The 12,085-nt window shown below is 64.2% G+C and carries 10 protein-coding genes; all 10 read left to right on the top strand.

From position 1 onward, the window contains the following. The first annotated feature begins 192 nt into the window (after positions 1–192). The 10 genes from L6637_RS10915 (at position 193) to L6637_RS10870 (ending at position 12,078) form a co-directional block, all read left to right on the top strand. Positions 193–1,791: an ABC transporter substrate-binding protein gene (locus L6637_RS10915; RefSeq protein ID WP_237870558.1), complete on the top strand. Its 1,599-nt coding sequence runs from the start codon at positions 193–195 to the stop codon at positions 1,789–1,791. Between the two features lie 131 nt (positions 1,792–1,922). Beyond that, positions 1,923–2,903 (top strand): ABC transporter permease, encoded by a 981-nt coding sequence (locus L6637_RS10910; protein WP_237863682.1) that lies wholly within the window; start codon positions 1,923–1,925, stop codon positions 2,901–2,903. 1 nt (position 2,904) lies between these two features. Beyond that, a complete protein-coding gene (locus tag L6637_RS10905) occupies positions 2,905–3,867 on the top strand; it encodes an ABC transporter permease (RefSeq protein ID WP_237863681.1) in 963 nt (320 codons plus the stop codon). 13 nt (positions 3,868–3,880) lie between these two features. Further along, positions 3,881–4,867, top strand: coding sequence for an ABC transporter ATP-binding protein (locus L6637_RS10900; protein ID WP_237863680.1), 987 nt, complete (start codon positions 3,881–3,883; stop codon positions 4,865–4,867). Then, a complete protein-coding gene (locus L6637_RS10895; RefSeq protein ID WP_237863679.1) occupies positions 4,864–5,853 on the top strand; it encodes an ABC transporter ATP-binding protein in 990 nt (329 codons plus the stop codon). The genes L6637_RS10900 and L6637_RS10895 overlap by 4 nt, the downstream gene beginning before the upstream one ends. A gap of 82 nt (positions 5,854–5,935) precedes the next feature. Continuing rightward, a complete protein-coding gene (locus tag L6637_RS10890; protein WP_237870556.1) occupies positions 5,936–7,741 on the top strand; it encodes a gamma-glutamyltransferase family protein in 1,806 nt (601 codons plus the stop codon). A 9-nt stretch (positions 7,742–7,750) separates the two neighbouring features. Then, positions 7,751–8,461, top strand: a complete 711-nt coding sequence (locus L6637_RS10885) for a DUF1028 domain-containing protein (RefSeq protein WP_237863677.1) — start codon at positions 7,751–7,753, stop codon at positions 8,459–8,461. Next, positions 8,458–9,441, top strand: a complete 984-nt coding sequence (locus L6637_RS10880) for an ABC transporter ATP-binding protein (RefSeq protein WP_237863676.1) — start codon at positions 8,458–8,460, stop codon at positions 9,439–9,441. Before L6637_RS10885 ends, L6637_RS10880 begins: the two co-directional genes overlap by 4 nt. Continuing rightward, positions 9,441–10,547, top strand: coding sequence for an ABC transporter ATP-binding protein (locus L6637_RS10875; RefSeq protein WP_237870554.1), 1,107 nt, complete (start codon positions 9,441–9,443; stop codon positions 10,545–10,547). Before L6637_RS10880 ends, L6637_RS10875 begins: the two co-directional genes overlap by 1 nt. A 22-nt stretch (positions 10,548–10,569) precedes the next feature. Then, positions 10,570–12,078: an ABC transporter substrate-binding protein gene (locus L6637_RS10870; RefSeq protein ID WP_237863674.1), complete on the top strand. Its 1,509-nt coding sequence runs from the start codon at positions 10,570–10,572 to the stop codon at positions 12,076–12,078. Positions 12,079–12,085: the final 7 nt, after the last annotated feature.

The raw sequence follows: 12,085 nt of genomic DNA, 5'->3' as shown, positions 1-12,085 counted from the left end.
GGCCGAAAGTCCAATGTCGCCCGCACGCCTCTCTCCCCTAAAAGCTGGTCAGCATTGCTGCACAGCGGCGCAACTTGGCGCGTTCCTTGCTGGAATGGCGCTTGCACGGGCCGAGAACTCTGGGCAACATGGATCGATCATCCCCACCGAACAATCAAAAATCACGGTGCGGGCGAGTGGAGAGGGTCAAGAATGTCAGTCGGACGAAGTTTGTTTGCGGCGACGCTCGCCGGTGTGCTTGCGTTGGCGGTCTCGCCGGCGTCGAGCCAGACGCTGCGCTACGCCAACCAGGGTGAGCTGAAGTCGCTCGATCCCTACACGCTGAATGAGTCGACCACCAGTGCGCATCTCGGCCATGTCTATGAGGGCCTGGTGGCCCGCGGCAAGGACCTGAAGATCATCCCGGCGCTCGCCGAAAGCTGGGAGACGCCGGAGCCGACACGCTGGCGCTTTCATCTGCGCAAGGGTGTGAAATTCCACAACGGTGACCCCTTCACCGCTGATGACGTCGTATTCTCGGCCGAGCGCGTGCGAGCGAAAGGCTCGAACTTCCAGAGCCGCGTTCCTGCCGACGCCAAGGTCGTCAAGATCGACGATTACACCGTCGATTTCGTCCTGACCTCGCCCAATCCGATCCTGACCGCGTTGTGGGCGACCTGGTACATCATGGACAAGAAATGGGCAGAGGCGAACGATGCGGTGGCACCGACGCCCGCGGCCGCGACGACCCCGAGCTACGCCTCGCTGCATGAAAACGGCACCGGGCCCTTCACCATCGAGAGCCATCAGCCGGGCGTGAAGACTGTCTTCAAGGCCAACCCGAACTGGTGGCGCAAGCCGGAACATAATTTGAAGGAGATCGTCTTCACGCCGATCGCCAACCCCGCCACGCGTGTCGCGGCCCTGTTGTCGGGCGAGGTCGATGTGATCGAGCCAGTTCCGGTGCAGGACATCGAGCGCGTGAAGGCGAGCCCCAACGCCACCGTCCTGACCGGACCTGAACTCCGCACCATCTTCGTCGGCATGGATCAGGCGCGCGACGAGCTCCTTTATTCGAACGTCAAGGGCAAGAACCCGTTCAAGGACGTTCGCGTCCGCGAAGCCGTCTACCGGGCGATCGACGTCGACTTGATCAAGAATCGCGTCATGCGCGGGCTGTCCACGCCGTCCGCACTGATGGTCGCACCAGAGATCTTTTCCGCGAAGGACTTAATCCGGCCGAAGTTCGACCCCGACGCCGCCAAGAAGCTTCTGGCGGACGCCGGATATGCCGACGGTTTCGAAGTGACGATGGACTGTCCGAACGACCGCTACGTCAATGACGCGGCCATCTGCCAGGCGATCGTCGGCATGCTCGCCCGCATCAACATCAAGGTGGATCTGTTGGCGCAGCCCAAGGCCCAGTATTTCGCCAAGGTGCTGAAGCCCGGCGGCTACAAGACCTCGCTGTTCTTGCTGGGCTGGACCCCGGATACGCTCGATTCCCAGAACGTGCTGCACGACATCATGGGCTGCCGGGACGATCCCAAGGATCCCAACCGCGGCGAAGCCAATCTCGCCGGCTATTGCAACAAGCAGTTCGACGAGCTCGCCGACAAGGTTCTCGTGGAGTCCGATGCGGCCAAGCGCGATCAGCTGATCAAGCAGGCCTTCGAGCTGTCGATGAAGGACTGGGCCTATATTCCGCTGCACCAGCAGGCGCTTGCCTGGGGCGTATCGAAAAAGGTGAAGCTGACCCAGCGTGCGGACAACATGGTCATGCTCTACTGGGCGACCAAGCAGGAAGAGTAAGTATCGACCTCTTGTGAAGTCCCGGAAGCCATCGCTTTCAAGATCTGGCTTCCGGGACTTGCTATTTGGAAGACTTGCCGTTTCAGGTTAACGCAATGATGCGTGCTGCTGAAGAGATGTGAAAGGAACAGATGCTCGCTTTCACACTGCGCCGAGCCATCCAGGCCATCGGTGTCATGATCGCCGTCGGGATCATCTCATTTTCGATGTTCCGCTTCGCCGGCGACCCCGTGAACCAGATGGTCGGAATGGATACCTCAGGCGCCGAGCGCGCCGCGATCCGCAAATCGCTCGGCCTGGACGATCCCTTCATCGTGCAGTTCGGCCGCTACGTCGGCAACGCTGCGCAGTTCAAATTCGGCGTGTCCTACCAGTTCCGCCTGCCCGTCTCCGACCTGCTGATGGAGCGGATGCCCGCAACGCTGGAGCTCGCGATTTGCGCCACCATCTTCGCGATGATTAGCGGAATCCTGATGGGGGTCTATTCGGCGCTTCGCCGCGACAGCTGGCTCGCGCACATCTTCCAGGCCGTCTCGCTGATCGGCATCTCGCTGCCGACCTTCCTGATCGGCATTCTCATGATCTACCTTTTCTCGGTGACGCTCGGTTGGCTGCCCTCGTTTGGCCGTGGCGACGTCGTGCATATCGGCTGGTGGACGACGGGGCTGCTGACACTGTCGGGCCTGAAGGCGCTCATCATGCCCTCGATCACGCTTGGCCTGTTCCAGATGACGCTGATCATGCGGCTGGTGCGCGCCGAGATGCTGGAAGTGCTGCGAACCGACTATATCCGCTTCGCCCGCGCCCGCGGTCTGACCACGCGGGCAATCCATTTCGGACACGCGCTGCGCAACACGCTGGTTCCCGTGATCACCGTTGCAGGTCTACAATTCGGCTCGGTCATTGCTTTCGCGATCATCACCGAAACCGTGTTCCAATGGCCTGGCATGGGGCTCCTGTTCGTGCAGGCCGTTCAGAACGTCGATATCCCAATCATGGCAGCGTATTTGATGATGGTGTCCTTGATCTTCGTCACCATCAACCTCGTGGTTGATATCCTCTACACCATCGTCGATCCGCGGCTGCGCTCGACGGTCAGCCGGGCACACTGACATGAGCGAAGCCGTCGTTTCCCATCCGACCGAGAAGCGTCCTGCGGCGGCGCCTGGCTGGTTCAGGCGCGCGCTCGACAGCGACTTGTTCTATTCGTTCCGTCGCTCCAAGATCACGATGATCGCAGCGGGCGTGACGCTGCTGTTCTTCCTGATCGCGATCTTCGCCTCGGTGCTATCGGTGCAAAATCCGTTCGACCCGGCGCAGCTCCAGCTGATGAATTCGCGCATCTCGCCGCTCTGGACCGCCGACGGCCAGAGCCCGTTCCTGCTCGGCACCGACGAGCAGGGCCGCGACGTGCTGTCGGCGATCCTCTACGGCCTGCGCATCTCGCTGCTCGTCGGCGTGCTCGGCGTGGTTTTGTCCGGCGCGATCGGCATCCTGCTTGGGCTGACGGCGGGCTATTTCGGCGGCGCCGTCGATGGGCTAATCATGCGCATTGCCGACGTGCAGCTTTCGTTTCCGGCCATCCTGATCGCGCTCTTGATCAACGGCATTGCCAAATCGGTCTTTGGCAACAAGCTCGACGAGATGAGCATGCTGGCCGTTCTGGTCTTCGCGATCGGTCTGAGCTTTTGGGTGCAGTATGCGCGTACGGTGCGTGGTTCGGTCCTGGTCGAGAAGAACAAGGATTACGTCGCGGCCGCGCAATTGATCGGCCTTCCCGCCCCCGTGATCATGCTGCGCCACGTGCTGCCGAACACCACGGGGCCGATCCTCGTGATCGCCACCATCAACCTCGCGCTCGCCATCATCACCGAGGCAACGCTCTCGTTCCTCGGCTCGGGCATGCCCGAAACCATGCCGTCGCTCGGCACGCTGATCCGCATCGGCAACGGCTATCTGTTCGCAGGCGAATGGTGGATCGTCGCCTTCCCCGGGATCGCACTCGCGGCGCTGATCCTGTCGATCAATCTGCTCGGCGACTGGCTGCGCGACGCGCTCAACCCCAAACTCCGATGAGTCTACAGCGTTCATGACCGAACCCGTTCTCTCCGTCCGCAATCTCAAGGTGGAGTTCGCCTCTCGCCGCGGGACGTTGCGCGCCATCGACGGCGTCTCCTTCGACATCGCCAAGGGTGAAGTGCTCGGGGTGGTCGGCGAATCCGGCGCCGGCAAATCCGTGACCGGCCTTTCGGTGATCGGCCTGATCGACCCGCCCGGCCGCATTGCCGGCGGCGAGATTCGCCTCGCCGGCCTGCGCATCGACGATCTGCCGCCGGAGGAGATGCGCCGTATCCGCGGCAAACGCATCGGCATGATCTTCCAGGATCCGCTGACCTCGCTCAATCCGCTGTACAGGGTCGGCGACCAGATCGTGGAGACGATCCGGACCCATCTCAATCTGTCCGAACAGGCCGCGCGCCGCCGCGCCATCGACCTGCTCGCCGAAGTCGGCATCCCCGCGCCGGACAAGCGCATCGACGGCTACCCGCACGAGTTCTCCGGCGGCATGCGCCAGCGCGTGGTGATTGCGCTTGCGATCTGCGCCGAGCCCGAACTGATCATCGCGGACGAGCCGACCACCGCGCTCGACGTCTCCGTACAGGCGCAGATCATCTCGCTGATCAAGCGGCTCGGCCGCGATCACGGCACCGCCGTGATGCTGGTCACCCACGACATGGGCGTGATCGCGGAGACCTCGGATCGCGTCGCGGTGATGTATGCCGGTCGTGTCGCCGAGATCGGACCGGTGCAGGACGTTGTCAGGAATCCGCTGCACCCCTACGCCAAGGGCCTGATGGGCGCGATCCCGACGCTTGCCGGCGACGACAAGCGCCTGGTGCAGATCCCCGGCTCGATGCCGCGGCTCTCGAACATCCCGCGCGGCTGCTCGTTCAACCCGCGCTGCGCCTCCGTTTTCGATCGTTGCCGGGTGGACCGGCCGGAGCCGCTGTCGCGCGGCGCGCAATCGGTTGCCTGCCATCTCTATGACCCCGCGTCGGCGGAGACCGCGGCATGAGCACTCCCTTCGTCCAGGGCACAAATCTGCGCCGCGTCTTCGACGTTTCAAAGCCTTGGCTCAACCGCGTGCTCGAGGGCGGCCAACTTGAATATCTCAAGGCCGTCGACGGCGTCACCTTCGATATCAAGAAGGGCGAGACCTTTGCGCTGGTCGGTGAGTCCGGTTCGGGCAAAACCACGGTGGCGCGGATGGTCGTCGGCCTGTTGCCGCCGAGCTCCGGCGACGTCCTGATCGACGGCGTCTCGATGACCGATCCACGGCAAGCCCCGGCTCGCCGAAAGCTGCGCCGGCGCATCCAAATGATCTTCCAGGATCCCTATGCGAGCCTGAACCCGCGCTTCCGTGTCGATGGCATCATCTCCGAGCCGATCCGCGCCTTCGACCTGATCCAGGGCGAACGCGACATCCAGGCCCGCGTCGGCGAGCTGCTCAGCCTCGTCGGCCTGCATCCCGACGACCGGCTGAAATTCCCACACGAATTCTCCGGCGGCCAGCGCCAGCGTATCGCGATCGCGCGGGCGCTCGCCTCCGACGCGGAATTCATCGTCTGTGACGAGCCGACCTCGGCGCTCGACGTCTCCGTGCAGGCACAGATCCTGAACCTGATGCGCGACCTCCAGGACAAGTTCGGCCTGACCTACATGTTCATCAGCCACAACCTCGCCGTGGTCCGCCACATGGCGAGCCGGGTCGGCGTGATGTATCTCGGCCGTATCGTCGAGATCGCGGAGGGGCGCGAGCTGTTTGCCCGCCCGCGCATGCCCTACACGAAGATGCTGTTGGGCGCTGTGCCTGACCTCGCCATGAGCGGCCGCCAGCGCATTCCGGTGAAAGGCGAGATCCCGAACCCGATTAATCCGCCGTCGGGCTGTGCCTTCAATCCGCGATGTCCGCTGGCGTTCGAGCTTTGCCGCAAGGAAGTTCCAAAGCTGATCGACGGCGTCGCGTGCCATGCCGTTAACACCGCGCCGGTCCCGGCATAACGCGCGCGTGCCATGCGGCCTGTGCATTTGGTATCCCAGCGCCTGATGTGATCAATTGCGCGCGCCGTCAACGAGGTAGCCCATGGCCAGCAAAGTCAATCCAGACCCTTTCACGACGCGTCCCGAGATCGAGGGCACGTTCGGGGTCGTCGCGTCAACGCACTGGATCGCGACTGCCGTCGGCATGGCTATCCTGGAAAAGGGCGGCAACGCGTTCGATGCGGGCGTCGCTACCGCCTTCGCCCTTCAGGTGGTCGAGCCGCATCTGAATGGCCCCGGCGGCGATGTCCCCATCATCGTGCACGACGTGAAACGTGGTCGCACCGAGGTGATCTGCGGCCAGGGCCCGGCCCCGGCGCGCGCCACCATCGCGCACTACAAGAGCGAAGGCCTCGATATGGTGCCAGGCACCGGCCTGCTCGCCGCCTGCGTGCCCGGCACCTTCGAATCCTGGATGATGCTGCTGCGCGACTACGGCACGATGCGCGTGCGCGACGTGCTGGAGCCCGCGATCTCCTACGCCCGCGACGGCTATCCGCTGGTTGAGCGCGCCTGCGCCACGATCCAGACCGTCGAGCAATTGTTCCGCAAGCACTGGCCAACTTCGGCCGCGGTCTATCTGCCGAACGGCGAGGTGCCGAAACCCGGCACGATCTTCACCAACAAGACGCTGGCTGCGACCTACGCCCGCATTTTGAATGAGGCCGAGAGCGGCGGTGGCGGCCGCGATGCCGAAATCGAGCGCGCACGCAAGGCCTGGTCGCAAGGCTTCGTGGCCGAAGCCATCGACAGGTTCTGCCGGACGCAGGAGGTGATGGACGTCAGCGGCTCCCCGCATCGCGGCGTGCTATCCGCCGATGACATGGCGCGCTGGCAGCCGACGGTCGAGGCGCCGCTCACCTATGATTATGGCCGCTACACGGTCTGCAAGGCCGGCGTCTGGAGCCAGGGCCCTGTGACACTGCAACAGCTGGCGCTGTTGAAAGGCTTTGCACTCGACGGGCTCGATCCGACCGGGCCGGAGTTCATCCATCTCCAGATCGAATGCGCGAAACTCGCCTTTGCCGACCGCGAAAAATTCTACGGCGACCCCAAGTTCTCCGACATCCCGATCGGAACGCTGCTATCGGACGCATATAACGACGAGCGCCGCAAGCTCGTCACCGACAAGGCATCGCTCGATTTCGTGCCCGGCACGGTCGAAGGTTTTGGTGGTGTGGTGAAGCTGCGCCGCGCCGAGGGACAGCGCGAGGCGGTTGGCGCGCTCGGCGCCGGCGAGCCGACCGTGGGACGCTTCGGCGAGGTGCGCGGCGATACCGTGCATTTCGATATCATCGACAAGGCCGGCAACATGGTGTCCTCGACACCGTCAGGTGGCTGGCTGCAATCCTCGCCTGTTATTCCCGAGCTCGGTTTCTGCCTCGGCAGCCGGGCCCAGATGTTCTGGCTGGAGGAAAATCATCCCGGCTCGCTCGCGCCCGGCAAGCGGCCACGCACGACGTTGTCGCCGACCATGGCACTGCGCGACGGCGAGCCGTATCTCGCCTGGGGCTCGCCCGGCGGCGATCAGCAGGACCAATGGATCACGCAGTTCTTCCTGCGCCACGTCCATTGCAACCTGAATCTGCAGGAGTCTATCGACGCCCCGGCCTGGCACTCCGAGCATTTCCCGATCTCGTTCTGGCCGCGCACCGCGCGTCCTGGCGTGCTCGTGGTCGAGAACCGCGTGCCGAAGGCAACGATCGAGAATTTGCGCGAGCGCGGCCATATCGTCGAGGTCGGGCCCGACTGGTCGGAGGGCCGTCTCACCGCGGCCTCCCGTGTCGGCGTGCGCCGCCGCGCCGCCGCCAATCCGCGCGGCATGCAAGGCTACGCCGCCGGACGCTGAAGGCATCTCATGACCTGGTCGATCATCGCGCGAGATCCTGCCACCGGCCAGTTCGGCATTGCGGTCGCGACCCGCTTCTTTGCCGTCGGCGCCCGCGTGCCCTATATCGCGGCCGGCCTCGGCGCGATCGCAACCCAGGCCTTCGTCAATCCCTATTACGGCATCGATGGCGTCAAGCTGCTCCGCGAAGGCCTTAACGCGCATGACGCGCTCGCCACGCTGCTCGCGACCGATGACGGCCGCGAGAGCCGCCAGATCCACATCATGGATGCGAGCGGCGCGGTCGCCGCGCATACCGGGCGCGACTGTGTCGACTGGTGCGGGCACATCGCCGGCAGCGGATTCTCGGTCGCCGGCAACATGCTTGCGGGCGCCGATGTGCTCGCCGAGACGGCGAAAACCTACATCGCCAATGACAGCCTGCCCTTCCCGCGCCGCCTGCTCGCGGCAATGCGTGCAGGCGAAGCTGCCGGCGGCGACAAGCGCGGCAAGCAATCGGCTGCGCTGCTTATCCACGGCGAGGAGGAATGGCCGGCGCTGGACATCCGCGCCGACGATCATCCCGATCCGCTCGGCGAGCTCGAGCGGCTCGAACGGGTCAGCCACGAGCTCTGGGTCCACTTCCGCCCCTCCATGCCGACCCGGCAAAATCCGGCCGGCAACACCGATCGCAGTGTCATCGATGCCAGCATCGCTGCGGCGCGGGCAAGACAAGCATGAGCCCTCTCATCGAGATCAGGGACCTGCGTATCCGCTTTCACGGCGACGACGGCCGTATCACCCATGCCGTCGATAGCGTCGATCTCAGCGTTGCTAATGGCGCGACGCTCGGTCTCGTTGGCGAATCCGGGTGCGGCAAGAGCGTGACTTCATTGGCGATCATGGGGCTTTTGCCAAAGCAGACGACGGAGATTACTGGCGCGATCCGCTTCGACGGTTTTGATCTCCTGAAGACCCCGGACCAGACTCTGCGCGATTTGCGTGGCAACCGGCTCGCGATGATCTTTCAGGAGCCCATGACGTCGCTCAACCCGAGTTTTACGATCGGCGACCAGATCATCGAGACGATTTTGCGCCATCGCGGCGGCTCGCGGAAAAGCGCGCGCGAGCGGGCCATCGAGTTGCTGCGCCGCGTGCACATACCCTCGCCCGAGCGGAGGATCGACGAATATCCGCACAAGCTCTCCGGCGGCATGCGCCAGCGCGTGATGATCGCGATGGCGCTCGCCTGCGATCCGCAGCTGCTGATCGCGGACGAGCCGACCACCGCGCTCGACGTCACGCTACAAGCCCAGATCCTGGAGTTGATGCGCGAGTTGAAGGCCGCCAGCGGCGCCGCCATCATCCTGATTACTCACGATCTCGGCGTCGTCGCCGAAGTCTGCGACGAAGTCGCGGTGATGTATGCCGGCGAAATCGTCGAGCGCGCGCCGGTCGAAGAATTGTTTTCGGTTCCGCAGCATCCCTACACCATTGGTCTGCTTGGCTCGATCCCGCGGCTCGACCATCGCGCCGAGCAGCTGGCGACCATCGAAGGCATGGTGCCGAACATGGCGCAGCCGCCCGCCGGCTGCCGCTTCGCGGCGCGCTGTCCCTTCGTGCTGGAGGCCTGCACCAAGGCGCCGCCGCCACTGATCGCCGTCAGCCCCGGCCACGTCTCGCGCTGCATCCGCACGCCGCTCGAATTGCTGGTGTCGTGATGGCTCTCCTCGAGGTCAACGGCCTGGTCAAGCATTTCGTCGCCGAGCGCTCGTTGCTCGGCCGGGCGCGCGCGCATGTCAAAGCCGTCGATGGCGTGTCGTTCTCGCTCGAGGCCGGAAAGACTCTCGCCCTGGTCGGCGAGTCCGGCTGCGGCAAGTCCACCGTCAGCCGCCTGGTGCTGCGGCTGATCGAGCCGGATGCAGGCAGCGTGCAGTTCGACGGCCGCGATCTGCTCTCCCTCGATGCCGATGCGCTCCGAAAATTCCGCCGCGAGGCGCAGATCATCTTCCAGGACCCCTACGCCTCGCTCAATCCACGCATGACGGTTGCGCAGATTCTGACCGAGCCGCTGGCGCTGCACGATCTCGTGCCACCGGCGCAGCGGCGCGAGCGCGTCGCGGAAATCTTGCGGCTGGTCGGGCTCGAGCCGCGACTGGCGCGGCGCTATCCGCACGAGTTCTCCGGCGGCCAGCGCCAGCGCATCGCCATTGCGCGCGCGCTCGCGGTCCAGCCGAAGCTGATCATCTGCGACGAGCCGGTCTCGGCGCTCGACGTATCGATCCGCTCGCAGATCCTAAACCTGCTGCGCGAGCTTCAGGATAGACTTGGCCTCGCCTATATCTTCGTCTCGCACGACCTCGCCGTGGTCAAGCACATCGCAGACCGCGTCGCAGTGATGAATCTCGGCTGCATCGTCGAAGAGGCCGACGCGGACAAGTTGTTCGCCCAGCCCCGCCATCCCTATAGTCGCGCGCTGCTGTCCGCGATTCCCCTGCCGCAACCCCACGCCAAGCGGGCGAAGGTCGTACTGCAAGGCGAGATCCCGAGCGCTCTTAATCCGCCATCTGGCTGCCGCTTCCACACCCGCTGCCCCTTCGTGATCGACCGCTGCCGCGCTGAGGCGCCGGCGCTGGTGGCGGACGGCGCTGGCCACGCCACTGCCTGCCACCGGGTCAGCGAACTGCCTTCGGCCGACACGATCCTGCCCGCAACGGCCGGATTTTCACCGGCACTGGCAAAATTAGTCGCGGCTTTCAGCCGAAAGACGGAAGGCGCGAACCCGGCTGGTGTTGGTATACAGAGTGCAAGGCCTACAACGACGTAGCCGGAGCAATGGGGACTGTCCGATGAATATGTTTCGCCTGGCCGCGACGGCTGCCGTCGCCCTGCTGACGCTTGGAGCCGCCCAAGCCCAGACCACGCTGCGGATTGGGCTTGCCGAGGATCCTGATATCCTCGATCCCACCATGGCGCGCACCTATGTCGGCCGCATCGTGTTCGCCGCCTTCTGCGACAAGCTGTTCGACATCGACGAGAAGCTGAACATCGTGCCGCAGCTCGCGCTGTCGAGCGAGACCGTCGATGACGGCAAGGGCCTCGTGATAAAGCTCCGGCCCGGCGTGAAATTCCACGACGGCGAGCCGTTCGATGCTGAGGCCGCCAAGTTCTCACTGGAGCGCCATCTGACCTTCCCCGGCTCGTTCCGCAAGCCGGAGCTCGCCTCGCTCGACCACATCGATGTCGTCGATCCCCTCACCATCAAGCTGGTGCTGAAATCGCCGTTCTCACCGCTGCTCGCCCAGCTCACCGATCGCGCCGGCATGATGGTGTCGCCAAAGGCCGCGAAGGAAGCCGGCGACAAGTTCGGCCTGCATCCGGTCTGCGCCGGCCCTTACAAATTCGTCGAGCGCGTGCAGCAGGATCGCATCGTATTCGAGAAGTTCGCCGACTACTGGAACAAGGACAACGTCTTCATCGACAAGATCGTGTTCCAGCCGATCGTCGACGCCACTGTGCGGCTGGCGAACCTGAAATCCGGCGGCCTCGATCTGATCGAGCGCGTGCTCGCCACTGACCTCAAGGAGGTGCGCAGTGATTCACGGCTCAAGGTCGCCACCGCCATCGAGCTCGGCTATCAAGGCGTCACGCTCAACATCGGCAAGGACAAGGCCAAGGGGCCGCTCAGCCAATCAGCAAAAGTCAGGCAGGCGCTCGATCTTGCCATCGACCGCGAGGCGATCAATCAGGTCGTCTTCAACGGCGAGTTCCAGGTCGGCAATCAATGGGTCAATCCTGACCATCCCTACTATCAGAAATCCCTTCCGGTCCGTGCCCGCGACGTGGAGAAGGCCAAGGCCCTGCTGAAGGAAGCTGGCGTGAAGCCGCCGGTCAGCGTCGATTTCCTGGTGCCGAAGGGCGCGGAGACGGAGACGCCCGCGCAGGTGATCCAATCGATGGCCGCGGAAGCCGGCTTCGACATGAAGATCCGCGTCACCGAATTCGCAACCGGACTGAAGCAGGCTGAGGCCGGTGACTACCAGGCCTTCATGCTCGGCTGGAGCGGCCGTGTCGATCCTGACGGCAACAGCTTCATCTTCCTGCACAGCAACGCGCCTCAGAATTACGGCGACTGGAATAATGCGCAGGCAGACAAGGCACTGGAAGACGCGCGGCTCGTGACGGATCCCGCCAAGCGCAAGGCCAGCTACGAAATCCTGGCCAAGCTCGTCCAGGACGAAGAGCCGATCCTCTATCTCTACCATCGCCGCATCATCATTGCGCACACCACCAAGCTCGAAGGCTACAAGCAGATGCCCGACGGCCTCGTGCGCGTTGTCGGCCTCAAGCTGAAGTAACGCTGCA

This window comes from Bradyrhizobium zhengyangense, assembly GCF_022012435.1.
Taxonomy (GTDB): domain Bacteria; phylum Pseudomonadota; class Alphaproteobacteria; order Rhizobiales; family Xanthobacteraceae; genus Bradyrhizobium; species Bradyrhizobium zhengyangense.
The sequence above is the reverse complement of the archived record's forward strand: the minus strand, read 5'-3'. Positions and strand labels throughout refer to the sequence as shown.